Origin of the sequence: Enterobacter sp. A103, from assembly GCF_034427535.1 — a bacterium.
Taxonomy (GTDB): domain Bacteria; phylum Pseudomonadota; class Gammaproteobacteria; order Enterobacterales; family Enterobacteriaceae; genus Enterobacter; species Enterobacter asburiae_B.
Genome location: NZ_JAXQPQ010000004.1, coordinates 370,543 through 386,246 on the forward strand (window position 1 = coordinate 370,543; position 15,704 = coordinate 386,246).

A 15,704-nucleotide genomic window follows, 5' to 3' on the forward strand; every position below is an offset into this window, starting at 1 on the left:
GGAGGTGAGTATGACCAGAGTAGCGATAGTGACCGCATCGGATTCCGGGATTGGTAAAACCACGGCGCTGATGCTCGCAGAGCGCGGGTTTGATATTGGCGTCACCTGGCACTCGGATGAAAAAGGGGCGCTGGAAACCTGCCGCGAAGTTGAAGCGCAGGGGCAGCGCGCAGAGGCTATCCATCTTGATTTAAGCACGCTGCCGGAAGGCGCAAAGGCTATTGAAACGCTGATTGCGCGTTTTGGTCGGCTGGACGTGCTGGTTAACAATGCCGGAGCGATGACCAAAGCGCCGTTCCTTGAGATGCCGTTTGACGACTGGCGGAACATTTTCACCGTCGACGTGGACGGCGCGTTTCTCTGTTCGCAGATTGCCGCCCGACAGATGGTGAAGCAGGGGGAAGGGGGGCGGATTGTGAACATTACTTCGGTGCATGAGCACACGCCGCTGCCGGAGGCCAGCGCCTACACGGCGGCAAAACACGCGCTCGGCGGGTTAACCAAATCCATGGCGATGGAGCTGGTTAAGCACAACATTCTGGTGAACGCCGTCGCGCCGGGCGCCATTGCCACACCGATGAACAACATGGACGACAGCGAAGTGAAGGAAGGCTCAATGCCGGAAATCCCGCTGGCAAGACCGGGCCACACCAGAGAGATTGCCAGCCTGGTGGCATGGCTGTGCGACAGCGACGCCAGCTACACGACGGGGCAATCGTTTATTGTCGACGGGGGCTTTATGCTGGCGAACCCACAGTTTAAGCCGGAGGGGTAGTTTTCCCTCACCCTAACCCTCTCCCAAAGGGAGAGGGAACTAAAAACACCCTCTCCCTTTGGGAGAGGGCCGGGGTGAGGGGAGGAGACCGCACTCACTCCTCATCCCGCGTCTTATCCCGGTGCTTCAGCCACAGCCTGACCCCGATCACCGCCACCACCACCAGAATCAGCCACGCCCAGTGCTTCAGGTGCTGGTCGAGATTATGCAGCCACGGGCCAATCACTTCGCCCCCGACGTAGCCGAGCGTCGTAAAGATCAGCGCCCAGGCTATCGCACCAAGAACATTGAGCGGCAGGAAAATTTTTGGCGGCAGATGGCTGGCGCCAATCAGTATCGGCCCGATAATGCGAAAGCCATACATAAAGCGCGTGCCGATGACGAACAGATAGGGATGACGCTGAATGAGTCGTTGAGCACGACGGATTTTCTTCTGATGCTTTGCGAAACGCTTAAGCAGCGTGGGCCCGAAGCGCAGCCCGAGAAAGTAGAGCAGCTGATCGCCAATCATTCCGCCGAGCGCGACCGCAGCGACGACCAGCGGGAATTTCAGTAAGCCCTGATGCGCGGCGACGCCGCCTAACAGCGTGATGGTTTCACCTTCTGCCACGCTACCGACGACCAGTGCGGCATATCCATATTGTTCAATAAGTGCGTTAATATCCATTACGTGAATGTTATCTCCCTCTGCTTACCTCGTTTAATCATATACCCCATGAATCAACAGCGGGGAAATCAACGGAAATTTCCCACTGTACATAAAATAATCTAAAGCCTGCATTATACTTAAGGTATCGCTGACGGGCCGACAACAAGGGGGCGCTATGAACCATGTCTGGGGACTTTTCTCCCATCCCGATCGTGAAATGCATGTCATTAAAAGTGAGAACGAAACGGTCTCGCATCATTACACGCACCACGTGCTGCTGATGGCTGCGGTGCCGGTAATATGCGCCTTTATCGGAACAACACAAATCGGCTGGAACTTCGGTGACGGCACCGTGGTTCAGCTTTCCTGGTTTACCGGCCTCTATCTGGCTATCGTTTTTTATGGCCTGATGCTGGCGGGTGTGGCGGTAATGGGGCGCGTCATTCACTGGATGGCGCGTAACTACCCGCAACGTCCATCGCTGGCGCACTGTATGGTCTTTGCCGGATATGTCGCGACCCCGCTGTTCTTAAGCGGTATTGTTGCGCTCTATCCACTGGTCTGGCTGTGCGCGCTGATCGGTACCATTGCCCTCTTTTACACCGGGTATCTGCTGTATCTGGGGGTTCCAACCTTCCTGAATATCAATAAAGAAGAAGGCCTGAGCTTTTCCAGTTCAACACTCGCTATTGGGGTGCTGGTGCTGGAGGCGCTACTGGCGCTGACGGTTATTCTTTGGGGTTACGGATACCGTCTCTTCTGAGTTCACTGCATTGCTGGCGTAAATGCCAGCAATGCAGCATCTGTTCACGATTATCCGCTGGCGACAACGCCCGGTGACCGCTATGATGCCGAAGCCAGCCTGTGTTTATCCGTTGATACAGGCGGTGTACGTCATGACGTGCGTGAATCATTATCAGAAGTCTCACCATGCTGAAATTCCGAGTCTCTTTACTTAGCCTGGCTCTGCTGCTGGGCGCGTCCGCTGCCGTGCCGGCTGTCGCTAAAACGCCCGCGGTGACCGCCGCTGCTGCTCAGCCGCAAATTGCGTCCGGCAGCGCGATGATTGTCGATCTCAACACCAATAAGGTGATCTACGCCAGCCATCCGGACCTGGTGCGCCCGATCGCCTCGATTACCAAATTAATGACCGCGATGGTGGTGCTTGATGCACATCTGCCGCTGGACGAAAAATTGAAGGTGGATATCAGCCACACGCCGGAGATGAAGGGGATCTACTCCCGCGTGCGGCTGAACAGTGAAATCAGCCGTAAAAATATGCTGCTGCTGGCGCTGATGTCGTCTGAAAACCGTGCGGCGGCGAGCCTGGCGCACCACTATCCGGGCGGCTATGACGTCTTTATCCGCGCGATGAACGCGAAAGCCAAAGCGCTGGGGATGACCAATACGCATTATGTTGAACCGACGGGACTGTCGATCAACAACGTCTCCACGGCCCGCGATCTGACGAAACTGCTGATTGCCAGCAAACAGTATCCGCTGATTGGTCAGCTCAGCACTACCCGTGAAGAGATGGCGACCTTTGCGAACCCTGCCTATACGCTGCCGTTCCGCAACACTAACCATCTGGTATACCGCGATAACTGGAATATTCAGTTAACCAAAACCGGCTTTACCAACGCGGCAGGACACTGTCTGGTGATGCGCACCGTGTTTAACGGTAAGCCGGTGGCGCTGGTGGTGATGGATGCCTTCGGCAAATATACCCACTTCGCGGACGCGAGCCGCCTGCGTACCTGGATTGAAACCGGGAAAGTGCAGCCCGTTCCGGCCGCAGCATTGACGTATAAAAAGCAGAAAGCGGAACAGATGGCGACGGCGCAGAACGACTGAGTCGTTTGTGCGCGCTGATGCCCTCACCCCGACCCTCTCCCTGTGGGAGAGGGGAAAAACACTAAAAACGGTAACCCAGGTTACCGTTTTGCGTTTATTCCGGCAGCGTCCAGTCCCCATCGTTGAGCGAGCGCTGCATAATCACCGTATCCCGCCAGTCGCCTTTCTTATACCCCACGCTGCGCAGCTGACCGACAATCTCGAAGCCGTGCTTTTTATGCAGCCGCAGCGAGCCGGCATTATTGTTGCCATCGCCCACAACGGCAATCATCTGCCGCCACGGGCCTTGCTCGCAGCGGGCGATCAGCGCATCCATTAATGCCGAACCAAAACCGCGCCCGGTTATGCTGGCATCCACGTAAATCGACTCTTCCAGGGTATAGCGGTAGGCGTGTCGCGGACGGTAAGGCGTGGCGTAGCAGTAGCCCACCACGATGCCGCGATACAGCGCGATAAGCCACGGTAAACCGCTCTCAGCCACGCTTTTCATACGCTGACGCATTTCGTCGATGGTAGGGGGGACTTCTTCAAATGACGCGCGCCCGTGCAGCACATGCCATGCATAGATGGCGGCGATGGCATGCACATCATCGGGAAGGGCATCGCGCACTTCCAGTTCGGTCTCGGATAAAACATCAACAGCCGACATGATGTGCCTGCTCCTCGTTATAGAAAGCCGGAGAAACGTTCCTCCGGCGTCAGACGGTTACTCTATTACGATTAAGGCGCGCTAAACAATCTCTCAAATTTGGCTATAGGAATTAATCAGACGCTTGCGTTACGCGCTGCTCCGCGTCCGCGCTCTCTTTCCAGTATTTCTTCCGTGTTGTTTTACCAATGCCGGGATTCATGCTGTTTGTAGGGTCATTCTCGCGATAAAACTGCTTAAGTGCGTCAGGGGCTTTATAAAGATGCCCGACGTTATGTTCCGCAGGATATTGTGCGCCGCGTTCACGCAGCAGGGCGAGCATCTGCTCCTTCAGTTCGTGCGCATCGACCCCTTTTTTGACGATGTAATCCTGATGGAAGACATAACACATAAAGTGGCCGTAATAGAGCTTATGCACCAGCTTGCTGTCGATTTCCGGCGGGAGGTGCTCAAACCACTCGGTGTCGTTACGTCGCAGGGCGATATCCAGCGCCAGAATATCTTCCACCTCTTCGGAATGCACCGCCTGATAACGGATGGCGGCGCCTGCGGCGGCAAAACGGTGCAGGAACGCTTTGCTGCCCTCTTCAGGCGTACAGGCAAAGAAATCCCCTTCGGCGGTTTTGAAGAATTCGGTCAGCCAGGACTGCGCTTCGGCAATTCCGTCCCCGGCCATTTTCAGCAGCAGGTGGTGCTCGTACTTATCGCGCCAGGTTTTCATTCGCTCCGGTAAGTGCGCCGGGAAAACGTTGCCCAGCTTCTGCATAAAGCGGTCGGTGAAGTGGGGTTTGAACAGCGACACTTTCTCCAGCATCGCGTCGGTGCGTCCCTTCATGGTGAAGAAGAACGGCATTTTGTCGGTGCCGAGCTTGTCGATCATCAGGAACGTATCTTTGCCGTAACGCTCGGCGATGTCGTAAATGTCCCGGTGCATGTACTCGCCCGCCACCGGCAGATGGGTGAATTCGCCCAGAATATGACGACGAATTTCGGTCAGAACCTCAGGCTGATTGGTACCAATGTAAAACACCTGCTGCTTTTTCTCCGCCGGGAAGGTATCCAGACGTACGGCAAACACGGCCAGCTTCCCGGCGCAGCCGGAGGATTCAAACAGGCGGTCCGGGTCGGCGTTGTAGCGCGCCGGCGTATCGGCGTCGATATCCCGCACGCGGGTCACGTAGTCGTGATCGTGCGCATGACGACCGTCGTGCTGAACGTCTTCGTCCTTCACGCGATCGTCGTCGAGCTTGCTGAGGATCTGTTCCGGCGTCGCGCCGAGATCGATTCCCAGATGGTTCACCAGCGTCAGCTTGCCGTTTTCGTCAATACGGGCAAACAGCGACATCTCGGTGTAGGCCGGGCCGCGCTGCACCAGCGAGCCGCCGGAGTTGTTGCAGATCCCACCGACCACCGAGGCGCCAATGCAGGAGGAGCCAATCACCGAGTGCGGCTCACGGCCCAGCGGCTTAAGCGCTTTTTCCAGTGAGTAGAGCGTCGTGCCGGGGAACGCGAGCACCTGCTCGCCTTTATCCAGCAGGTGCAGCTTGTCGAGGCGCAGGGTGCTGATAATCACGATGTCGCGATCGTAATCGTTGCCGTTCGGCGTGGAGCCTTCGGTCAGACCGGTATTGGCGGCCTGCATTAAAATAATCTTGTCGGCGGCGACGCAGGCGCTCAGGACGCGCCACAGCTCCAGCAGCGTGCCGGGGAAGACCACCGCCAGCGCCTCGCCCTGACCGGAGCGGAAACCTTTACGGTAGCGGGCGGTTTTGGCCGGGTCGGTAAGCAGGTGAGAGGAGCCAACCAGGCGCGACAGTTCGTTAATAAAAGTCGTGTTATCGTTTGTTCGAACAGAAGTCATCTTCCACTCCTTGTGGTGGGGCAAATTTCTCGCTGTAAAGCATAGCGCGATTAACTGTTAAGCGGTCGAGTATTCACGAGAAAAATCAGAGAATAACCCTGCAACGTTTCGAGGGTTTGTGGCACACTGCGCTTTTCGCACGGTATGGCCGAGATCGTCCGGCGGTTATTGATGAGAGAGTAAAACGACATGAAATGGCTATGTTCTGTAGGTGTCGCCGTCAGCCTGGCGCTGCAACCTGCGCTGGCAGAGGATTTGTTTGGTAATCACCCGCTCACGCCTGAAGCACGGGATGCGTTTGTCACGGAATTGCTCAAAAAAATGACGGTTGATGAGAAAATCGGCCAGCTGCGTCTTATCAGCGTCGGCCCGGATAATCCGAAAGAGGCCATCCGCGAGATGATCAAAGACGGGCAGGTAGGGGCCATCTTTAATACCGTCACCCGCGAGGATATCCGCAAGATGCAGGATCAGGTGATGGATCTCAGCCGCCTGAAAATTCCGCTGTTCTTCGCCTATGACGTGGTGCACGGCCAGCGTACCGTTTTCCCGATTAGCCTCGGTTTAGCCTCTTCCTTTAACCTCGACGCGGTGAAAACCGTCGGGCGCGTGTCGGCTTATGAAGCGGCGGACGACGGCCTGAACATGACCTGGGCGCCAATGGTGGACGTCTCGCGCGATCCGCGCTGGGGCCGCGGCTCGGAAGGCTTTGGTGAAGATACGTATTTAACCTCCACGATGGGTAAAACCATGGTGGAAGCGATGCAGGGCAAAAGCCCGGCGGATCGCTACTCGGTGATGACCAGCGTCAAACACTTCGCGGCCTATGGAGCGGTTGAAGGCGGGAAAGAGTACAACACCGTCGACATGAGCCCGCAGCGCCTGTTCAACGACTACATGCCGCCGTACAAGGCAGGGCTGGATGCGGGCAGCGGCGCGGTGATGGTAGCGCTGAACTCACTGAACGGTACGCCTGCGACGTCCGATTCATGGCTGCTGAAAGACGTCCTGCGCGACCAGTGGGGCTTTAAGGGCATCACCGTTTCCGACCACGGCGCGATTAAAGAGCTGATTAAGCACGGTACCGCCTCCGATCCGGAAGACGCGGTGCGCGTGGCGCTCAAGTCCGGCATCAACATGAGCATGAGCGACGAGTACTACAGCAAATACCTGCCGGGGCTGGTGAAGAGCGGCAAGGTAACGATGGCGGAGCTGGACGATGCCGCGCGCCACGTGCTGAACGTGAAATACGACATGGGGCTGTTTAACGATCCGTACAGCCATCTGGGGCCGAAGGATTCTGACCCGGCAGATACCAACGCTGAAAGCCGTCTGCACCGCAAAGAAGCGCGTGACGTGGCGCGCGAAAGCCTGGTGCTGCTGAAAAACCGCCTCGACACGCTGCCGCTGAAAAAATCCGGCACCATTGCCGTGGTGGGCCCGCTGGCCGACAGCAAGCGCGACGTGATGGGCAGCTGGTCTGCGGCAGGCGTGGCCGATCAGTCCGTGACCGTGCTGACCGGGATTAAGAGTGCCGTGGGTGATAACGCGATAGTGGTGTACGCCAAAGGGGCGAACGTCACCAACGATAAAGACATCGTCACCTTCCTCAACCAGTACGAGGAAGCGGTGAAGGTCGATCCGCGCACGCCGAAGGAGATGATCGACGAGGCGGTGAATACCGCGAAACAGTCTGACGTCGTTGTTGCGGTCGTGGGCGAAGCGCAGGGTATGGCGCACGAGGCCTCCAGCCGTACCGACATCACCATTCCGCAGAGCCAGCGCGATCTGATCGCCGCCCTGAAAGCCACCGGCAAGCCGCTGGTGCTGGTGCTGATGAACGGGCGTCCGCTGGCGCTGGTGAAAGAGGACCAGCAGGCTGACGCCATTCTGGAAACCTGGTTCGCCGGTACCGAAGGCGGTAACGCCATCGCCGACGTGCTGTTTGGTGATTACAACCCGTCGGGCAAGCTGCCGATGTCCTTCCCGCGCTCCGTCGGGCAGATCCCGGTCTACTACAGCCACCTGAACACCGGTCGCCCGTACAACGCCGACAAGCCGAACAAGTACACGTCCCGTTACTTCGACGAAGCTAACGGCCCGCTGTATCCGTTTGGTTACGGTCTGAGCTACACCAGCTTCAAGGTTTCTGACGTGAAAATGTCGGCGCCGACCCTGAAGCGTGACGGCAAAGTTACCGCCAGCGTCGAAGTGACCAACACCGGCAAGCGCGAAGGGGCAACGGTGATCCAGATGTACGTGCAGGATGTCACCGCCTCGATGAGCCGTCCTGTTAAGCAGCTGCGCGGCTTCGAGAAGGTCAATCTGAAGCCTGGCGAAACCCAAACCATCAGCTTCCCGATTGACGTGGACGCGCTGAAGTTCTGGAACCAGCAGATGAAATACGATGCGGAACCGGGCAAGTTTAACGTCTTTATCGGGGTGGATTCCGCCCGCGTGAATAAAGGCGAGTTCGAGCTGCTGTAACCTTCCCTTCTTTGCATCCCCCGGCTTCCGGGGGATGCGTCTTACCTTATGCTAAAAAGGCATTTTGCCGGGTAAATCCGCTGTTTTAAGCTACGCTTTTCTCTCAAGCCTCTGAAAAAGGCGATAAAAAAATGAGGATAGCGGAATGACGATTGCAAAGGGGATGTTGGGATCTGCGGTGCTGCTGGCGGCGCTAAGCCTGCCGTTACAGGCGGCGGAGCCGGTAAAAGTGGGCTCAAAGATCGATACCGAAGGCGCGCTGCTCGGCAATATTATTTTGCAGGTGCTGGAAAGCCACGGCGTGAAAACCGTCAATAAAGTTCAGCTGGGCACCACGCCCGTCGTGCGCGGGGCGATCACCTCCGGCGAGCTGGATATCTATCCGGAATACACCGGCAACGGGGCATTCTTCTTCAAAGATGAAAACGATCCGGCATGGAAAAACGCCAAAGCCGGGTATGAGAAAGTCAAAAAACTGGACGCAGAACAGAACAAGCTGGTCTGGCTGACGCCGGCCCCGGCCAACAACACCTGGACTATCGCCGTGCGCAAGGACGTGGCGGAGAAAGGTAAGCTGACTACGCTTGCGGATCTCAGCCGCTATCTGAAAGAGAAGGGCGACTTTAAGCTGGCAGCGTCCGCAGAGTTTATCGAGCGTCCTGACGCGCTCCCGGCGTTCGAAAAAGCCTACGACTTCAAGCTCGACCAGGGGCAGCTGCTCTCGCTGGCGGGCGGGGATACGGCGGTAACCATTAAGGCGGCGGCGCAGCAAACTTCCGGCGTTAACGCGGCAATGGCCTACGGCACCGACGGCCCGGTGGCGGCGCTCGGCCTGCAAACCCTGACCGATCCTAAAGGCGTACAGCCGATTTACGCCCCGACCCCGGTCGTGCGCGAGGCGGTGCTGAAAGCCTATCCGGATATTGCAGAATGGCTCAAGCCGGTCTTCGAAAAACTGGATGAAAAAACGCTGCAACAGCTGAATGCCAGCATTGCCGTCGAGGGGCTGGATGCCAAAAAAGTGGCCGCCGACTTCCTGAAACAACAAGGGCTTGTGAAGTAACGGGAAAGGGCTGTGCCAATAAAATGTCATAACCGCGTACTGCTGCTGTTGGCCTGCGTGGCCATCGCGGCAGTCGCGCTGCCGTTTGTGAATGTCGCCCCTAACCGCCTGATGTCAGGGGAAGGGCGCTATCTCTGGGAAGTGTGGGCGTTCACGCCGTGGTGGCTGGCGGCGGCGCTGGGCGCGTGGGTTGCGCTATCGCTCTGGCAAGGCCGCACGGCGCAGTGGCTGACGCTGCTCCTCGCTGAAGGGCTGTTTATCATCCTGTTCTGGGGGGCCGGGCAGGCGGCGACGCATATGGCCTCAGCGGAAGGTCCGCTGGCGAGAACCACGGTGGGCAGCGGCCTCTGGCTGTGGCTGGCGCTGTGTCTGCTGGCCAGCAGCGATGCCATTCGTCGACTCATCTCCAGCGCCGTCTGGCGCTGGGTGCTCAACGCGCAGATATGGTGCATTCCCTTGTTCCTGCTGTTCAGCGGTGAGCTGAACAATCTCTCGCTGCTGAAAGAGTACGTCAACCGTCAGGAGGTGTTTGATGACGCCCTGGCGCAACACCTGACGATCCTTTTTGGCACGCTGATCCCGGCTCTGCTGATCGGGATACCGCTCGGCATGTGGTGCTATCGTCATCCTTCACGCCAGGGCGGGATCTTTGCCGTACTCAACGTGATCCAGACCATACCTTCCGTCGCGCTGTTTGGCCTGCTGATTGCCCCGCTGGCCGGGCTGGTGAAGTCATTTCCGGTGCTGGGAACGCTCGGCATAGCCGGAACGGGGTTAACGCCCGCGCTTATCGCGCTGGTGCTGTATGCGCTGCTGCCGCTGGTGCGCGGCGTGGTCGCGGGGCTGAGTCAGGTCGCGCCGGATGTGCTGGAAAGCGCCCATGCGATGGGGATGAGCGCGCGGCAGTGTTTCTGGAAAATTCAGCTCCCGCTGGCGCTGCCCCTGCTGCTGCGCAGCCTGCGGGTGGTGGCGGTACAAACCGTCGGCATGGCGGTGATAGCGGCGCTGATTGGTGCTGGCGGCTTTGGCGCGCTGGTGTTCCAGGGGCTGCTCAGCAGTGCCCTCGATCTGGTGTTGCTGGGCGTGGTGCCCACGATTGCGCTGGCGGTTGTCGTCGACGCGCTGTTTGCCTTATGGCTCGCGCTGCTCAGGAGAAGAGCCAATGATTGAATTTCATGATGTCAGTAAAACCTTTGCCGGACGCCCGGCGGCGAGCCATCTGAACCTGAACTTTGCCGAGGGGGCGTTTTCCGTGCTGATTGGCACCTCGGGCTCGGGAAAATCTACCACCCTGAAGATGATCAACCGCCTGGTGGAGCATGACAGCGGGCTGATCCGCTTTGCCGGGGAAGAGATCCGCAGCCTGCCGGTGCTGGAGCTGCGCCGCCGGATGGGCTATGCCATTCAGTCTATCGGCCTGTTTCCGCACTGGACGGTGGCGCAGAACATCGCCACCGTGCTGCAGCTGGAGAAATGGTCGCGGGCAAAAATCGCTGACCGGGTGGATGAACTCATGTCGCTCCTGGGGCTGGAGCCCGCGCTGCGCGATCGTTATCCGCACCAGCTTTCCGGAGGCCAGCAGCAGCGCGTGGGCGTGGCGCGCGCGCTGGCGGCTAACCCGCAGGTGCTGCTGATGGATGAACCCTTCGGCGCGCTGGATCCGGTCACGCGCGGGGCGCTGCAGGCGGAGATGACCCGCATTCACCGCATTCTCGGACGCACGATCGTTCTCGTGACGCACGATATTGATGAAGCTCTGCGCCTGGCCGACCATCTGGTGCTGATGGATCATGGCGAAGTGGTGCAGCAGGGCTCGCCGCTTGAGCTATTAACATGGCCGAGGAACGACTTTGTGCGCGAGTTTTTTGGCCGCAGCGAGCTGGGCGTGAGGCTGCTCTCCCTGCGGACGGTCAGCGACTATATGCGTCGGGAGGAGGTACCGGTGAGCGGCGAACCGCTGCAGGCGCAGATGAGCCTGCGGGATGCCCTCTCGGCGTTTGTCGCGCGCCAGTGCGAGGTATTGCCCGTCTCGGACTCCCGCGGTACGCCGTGCGGAACCTTACATTTTCGCGATCTGCTGGCCGGGGAGGTGACGCGTGAAGGCACTGCGTGATCCGCTCCTCTGGCTGGTAGCGCTCTTTGTCGCCTTACTGTTTCTGATGCCCCACAGCGCGGCGCTGTTTAACGCCCTTTTTCCGGGGCTGCCGCGGCCGGTTTATCAGCAGGAAAGCTTTATTAATCTCGCCCTGGCGCATCTCTGGCTGGTGGCGCTCTCAAGCGTCATCGCGGTTGTGTTGGGGGTTGGGGCAGGCATCGCGGTCACGCGGCCTGCGGGCAAAGAATTTCGTCCGCTGGTGGAGACGATAGCGGCGATTGGCCAGACGTTTCCCCCGGTGGCGGTGCTGGCGATAGGGGTGCCGGTGATGGGCTTTGGTCAGCAGCCCGCCATTATTGCGCTGATTTTATACGGCGTATTGCCGGTGCTGCAGGGCACGCTGGCGGGCCTCGCGGCGGTACCGGCGTCGGTGCTGAGCGTGGCAGAAGGGATGGGGATGAGTCGCGGTCAGCGGCTGCGCAAGGTTGAACTGCCGCTTGCGGCACCGGTGATTATTGCCGGGATCCGCACGTCGGTGATTATTAACATCGGGACGGCGACCATTGCGTCTACGGTCGGTGCCAATACGCTGGGAACGCCGATTATTATCGGCCTGAGCGGGTTTAATACGGCTTACATTGTGCAGGGGGCGGTGCTGGTCGCGCTGGCGGCAATCGTTGTCGATCGCCTTTTTGAGCGGCTGGCGCTGTACCTCAGCCGACACCGCCGCGAACAATAAACGAGTATCCTGCCAGCATCACGCCGCCGATACCGCTCACGGCCATCAGGACAAAAAGGGTAATAATGGCCAGTTTGGTTGCCTTCATCATGTGCTCCTGTTGTTAACGGAACAATTATACGGTGAAGCGCAGCTGTTAATGAACCATTAAATGCCGTTATGGCTCATCCGGGCCAAGGGAATAAACCGGGTAACCATTCTCTCGCCATTCCGTCAGCAGCTGCTGCTGCGTGGCGGACGGCACTTCCCCACACCAGACCAGCAGGGTCTGACCGTCGAAAAACTCGGGCTTAAGCTGCGCCAGCGAGTGCGCCAGGACATCCACGCGCCAGCCCTTCTGGGTCGCAATCCACGCTTCCAGCCACAGGCGGGTGGTATCGTGCACGTTCCAGCCGACCACCAGCGCATCTTTTCCGGCCTTGTTCTTCGCTGAGGCAAGGCAGACGGCAATATAGTTGATCAGCACCCCGTCGAGTATGCTCAGCAGCGCCTGCAGGGTGGACTGCTGGCATTGCAGACGTCGACGGAGCGGAATGAAAAGATGGCTGATCAGCGTCTGTGCCGGATAGTCGCGGCCCTGCTCTTTTATCCATGCGCGCAGGCGCTGAAGATTCCCCGCCTGCAGAAGCCGCAGCAGGGTTTCCTGTTGTTCGCGCCAGAGGTGTTGCGTGTCCGGGTCATCATGGCTCAGCAGGGACTTCACTTTGCCGACCTGCACTCCGTTGTCGATCCAGCTTTTAATTTCGCGGATGCGGTCGATATCGGCCTCATTGAAAAGGCGATGCCCACCGTCGGTCCTCTGCGGTTTAAGCAATCCATACCGTCGCTGCCACGCCCGTAGGGTAACGGGATTGATATCACAAAGGAGTGCCACTTCACCTATCGTGTAAAGCGCCATATTCGCCCCCTGGCTTACGCGTTCCCAGCTTAACTGTAGACCCACTTTGGCGAACCAGGAAGGATTGATTGATTTTTGAACAAACAATGCGAAGCATGCGCGATATTCAGAAAAAGGTGTGATAACGGACACGATTTTGCGCTTTTTTGGGATGCTTCAAAGAAAGTAAACCCGCATCAGTGTATGTTACGCGTTTTTAGCGTGTGCGGTTTTGAGTATGTACGAGTTTAATCTGGTGCTGCTGTTGCTTCAGCAGATGTGCGTGTTTCTTGTCATTGCCTGGCTGATGAGCAAAACGCGCCTGTTTATCCCGCTGATGCAGGTCACCGTACGTCTGCCGTATAAGCTGCTCTGCTACGTCACCTTCTCTATTTTCTGCATCATGGGGACCTATTTTGGTCTCCATATCGAAGACTCTATTGCCAATACGCGCGCTATCGGCGCGGTGATGGGCGGGCTGCTGGGCGGTCCCGTCGTCGGTGGGCTTGTCGGCTTAACCGGGGGTCTGCATCGCTATTCCATGGGCGGGATGACGGCGCTGAGCTGTATGATCTCAACGATCGTGGAAGGGCTGCTCGGCGGCCTGGTGCACAGCTACATGATCAAACGCGGTCGTCCGGATAAAGTCTTTAGCCCGCTTACCGCCGGTGCCATTACCTTTGTGGCCGAAGTGGCGCAGATGGCGATCATTCTGCTCATTGCCCGTCCGTTTGAAGATGCGCTGCACCTGGTCAGCAGTATTGCCGCTCCGATGATGGTCACCAACACCGTGGGTGCGGCGCTGTTTATGCGCATTCTGCTCGACAAGCGCGCCATGTTTGAGAAGTACACCTCGGCGTTTTCCGCCACGGCGCTGAAGGTCGCCGCCTCGACCGAAGGGATCCTGCGCCAGGGGTTTAACGAAGAGAACAGCATGAAGGTCGCGCAGGTGCTCTACAAGGAGCTGGATATCGGCGCGGTGGCCATAACCGACCGCGAGCGGCTGCTGGCCTTTACCGGCACCGGGGACGATCACCATCTGCCGGGTAAACCGATCTCCTCAGCCTATACGCTGCGCGCCATTGAAACCGGTGAGGTGGTGTATGCCGACGGTAACGAAGTGCCTTACCGCTGTTCGCTGCATCCGCAGTGCAAGTTGGGCTCCACGCTGGTGATTCCGCTGCGCGGGGAAAATCAGCGGGTGATGGGGACCATCAAGCTGTATGAGGCCAAAAACCGTCTGTTCAGCTCCATCAACCGCACGCTGGGGGAGGGGATAGCCCAGCTGCTGTCCGCGCAAATCCTCGCCGGGCAGTATGAGCGGCAGAAAGCCCTGCTGACGCAGTCTGAAATTAAGCTGCTGCATGCTCAGGTCAACCCGCATTTCCTGTTTAATGCCCTCAACACGCTCAAAGCGGTGATCCGCCGCGACAGCGATCAGGCCGCGCAGCTGGTGCAGTTTCTGTCGACCTTTTTCCGTAAGAACCTGAAACGGCCGTCTGAGATCGTGACCCTCGCCGATGAGATTGAGCACGTGAATGCATATCTCCAGATCGAGCAGGCGCGTTTCCAGTCGCGCCTGCAGGTGTCGCTCTCCGTTCCGGACGAGCTGGCGTATCAGCATCTCCCGGCCTTTACCCTGCAGCCTATTGTCGAAAACGCCATTAAACACGGCACGTCACAGCTTCTGGGAACGGGGGAGATAACCATTGCCGCCAGCCGTTTCAACCACCATCTGGTGCTGGATATTGAAGATAATGCCGGGCTTTATCAGCCTTCCGCCTCGGGCGGTTTAGGGATGAGCCTGGTGGATAAACGCCTGCGCGCTCATTTTGGCGACGACTGCGGCATTACCGTCGCCTGTGAGCCAGACCGATTTACCCGTATTACCGTACGACTGCCGCTGGAGGAAAACGCATGTTAAGAGTGCTGATTGTGGATGACGAGCCGCTGGCACGAGAAAACCTGCGCGTTCTGCTGCAGGAGCAGCCTGATATTGAGATTGTGGGGGAGTGCGCGAACGCCATTGAGGCCATCGGCGCGGTGCACAAGCTGCGCCCGGACGTGCTGTTCCTCGACATTCAAATGCCCCGCATCAGCGGGCTGGAGATGGTCGGCATGCTCGACCCGGCGCATCGCCCCTATATCGTGTTTCTGACGGCGTTCGACGAATATGCCGTTAAGGCTTTTGAGGAGCACGCGTTTGACTATTTACTCAAGCCGATTGAAGAGAAGCGTCTGGAAAAAACGCTCACCCGTTTACGCCAGGAGCGAACCGTACAGGACGTCACGCTGCTGCCGGAAAACCAGCAGCCGCTGAAGTTTATCCCCTGCACCGGGCACAGCCGAATTTATCTTCTGCAGATGGATGATGTGGCGTTTGTCAGCAGCCGCCTGAGCGGGGTGTTTGTCACCAGCGCGGAAGGGAACGAAGGGTTTACCGAGCTGACCCTGCGCACGCTGGAGAGCCGCACGCCGCTGATCCGCTGCCACCGCCAGTATCTGGTGAACATGGCGCACCTGAAGGAGATCCGCCTGGAAGATAACGGCCAGGCCGAGCTGGTGCTGCGTGCCGGGCAAACGGTACCCGTCAGCCGTCGCTATCTCAAGAGTTTGAAAGAGGCGATTGGCCTGTAAAACTGGTACACTGCGCGC

The 15,704-nt window shown here is 58.3% G+C and carries 15 protein-coding genes; 10 read left to right on the plus strand and 5 right to left on the minus strand.

The genetic code is table 11. The annotated features are described in order from the left end of the window. Positions 1-10: 10 nt before the first annotated feature. Complete coding sequence (locus SPH27_RS14340) at positions 11-775, plus strand: SDR family oxidoreductase (RefSeq protein ID WP_182071290.1); 765 nt, start codon at positions 11-13, stop codon at positions 773-775. 94 nt (positions 776-869) lie between these two features. On the opposite strand, the gene SPH27_RS14345 is transcribed toward SPH27_RS14340, so the two are convergent. Further along, positions 870-1,442, minus strand: a complete 573-nt coding sequence (locus SPH27_RS14345) for a DedA family protein (RefSeq protein ID WP_126330772.1) — start codon at positions 1,440-1,442, stop codon at positions 870-872. A 157-nt stretch (positions 1,443-1,599) separates the two neighbouring features. On the opposite strand from SPH27_RS14345, the gene SPH27_RS14350 reads away from it, so the two are divergent. Together SPH27_RS14350 and pbpG are read left to right on the plus strand one after the other, a co-directional pair. Next, complete coding sequence (locus SPH27_RS14350) at positions 1,600-2,187, plus strand: Yip1 family protein (protein WP_023312454.1); 588 nt, start codon at positions 1,600-1,602, stop codon at positions 2,185-2,187. A gap of 167 nt (positions 2,188-2,354) precedes the next feature. Next, positions 2,355-3,278 (plus strand): D-alanyl-D-alanine endopeptidase, encoded by a 924-nt coding sequence (gene pbpG / locus SPH27_RS14355; protein WP_182072641.1) that lies wholly within the window; start codon positions 2,355-2,357, stop codon positions 3,276-3,278. A gap of 94 nt (positions 3,279-3,372) precedes the next feature. Here the strand turns inward: pbpG and SPH27_RS14360 are convergent, their stop codons facing one another. Both SPH27_RS14360 and dld read right to left on the minus strand, forming a co-directional pair. Continuing rightward, positions 3,373-3,927 (minus strand): GNAT family N-acetyltransferase, encoded by a 555-nt coding sequence (locus SPH27_RS14360; protein ID WP_033146016.1) that lies wholly within the window; start codon positions 3,925-3,927, stop codon positions 3,373-3,375. A 112-nt stretch (positions 3,928-4,039) separates the two neighbouring features. Beyond that, a complete protein-coding gene (dld, locus tag SPH27_RS14365) occupies positions 4,040-5,788 on the minus strand; it encodes a D-lactate dehydrogenase (RefSeq protein WP_096150828.1) in 1,749 nt (582 codons plus the stop codon). Between the two features lie 189 nt (positions 5,789-5,977). On the opposite strand from dld, the gene bglX reads away from it, so the two are divergent. The 5 genes from bglX (at position 5,978) to SPH27_RS14390 (ending at position 12,172) form a co-directional block, all read left to right on the plus strand. Beyond that, positions 5,978-8,275, plus strand: a complete 2,298-nt coding sequence (gene bglX, locus SPH27_RS14370; RefSeq protein ID WP_182072643.1) for a beta-glucosidase BglX — start codon at positions 5,978-5,980, stop codon at positions 8,273-8,275. A gap of 145 nt (positions 8,276-8,420) precedes the next feature. After that, positions 8,421-9,338, plus strand: coding sequence for an ABC transporter substrate-binding protein (locus SPH27_RS14375; protein WP_182072645.1), 918 nt, complete (start codon positions 8,421-8,423; stop codon positions 9,336-9,338). A gap of 12 nt (positions 9,339-9,350) precedes the next feature. After that, a complete protein-coding gene (locus tag SPH27_RS14380) occupies positions 9,351-10,508 on the plus strand; it encodes an ABC transporter permease (RefSeq protein ID WP_182072647.1) in 1,158 nt (385 codons plus the stop codon). Further along, complete coding sequence (locus SPH27_RS14385; RefSeq protein ID WP_182072650.1) at positions 10,501-11,451, plus strand: ABC transporter ATP-binding protein; 951 nt, start codon at positions 10,501-10,503, stop codon at positions 11,449-11,451. Before SPH27_RS14380 ends, SPH27_RS14385 begins: the two co-directional genes overlap by 8 nt. Next, positions 11,435-12,172, plus strand: a complete 738-nt coding sequence (locus SPH27_RS14390; RefSeq protein WP_182072652.1) for an ABC transporter permease — start codon at positions 11,435-11,437, stop codon at positions 12,170-12,172. The genes SPH27_RS14385 and SPH27_RS14390 overlap by 17 nt, the downstream gene beginning before the upstream one ends. Here the strand turns inward: SPH27_RS14390 and SPH27_RS14395 are convergent. Both SPH27_RS14395 and mlrA read right to left on the minus strand, forming a co-directional pair. Continuing rightward, complete coding sequence (locus SPH27_RS14395; RefSeq protein WP_008500895.1) at positions 12,147-12,260, minus strand: protein YohO; 114 nt, start codon at positions 12,258-12,260, stop codon at positions 12,147-12,149. The genes SPH27_RS14390 and SPH27_RS14395 overlap by 26 nt on opposite strands. A gap of 69 nt (positions 12,261-12,329) precedes the next feature. Further along, complete coding sequence (gene mlrA, locus SPH27_RS14400) at positions 12,330-13,070, minus strand: HTH-type transcriptional regulator MlrA (protein ID WP_029740179.1); 741 nt, start codon at positions 13,068-13,070, stop codon at positions 12,330-12,332. 217 nt (positions 13,071-13,287) lie between these two features. Between mlrA and SPH27_RS14405 the strand changes: the two genes are divergently transcribed. After that, a complete protein-coding gene (locus SPH27_RS14405; protein ID WP_322435699.1) occupies positions 13,288-14,973 on the plus strand; it encodes a sensor histidine kinase in 1,686 nt (561 codons plus the stop codon). Beyond that, complete coding sequence (gene btsR / locus SPH27_RS14410; protein WP_023312443.1) at positions 14,967-15,686, plus strand: two-component system response regulator BtsR; 720 nt, start codon at positions 14,967-14,969, stop codon at positions 15,684-15,686. Before SPH27_RS14405 ends, btsR begins: the two co-directional genes overlap by 7 nt. The last annotated feature ends 18 nt before the right edge of the window (positions 15,687-15,704 follow it).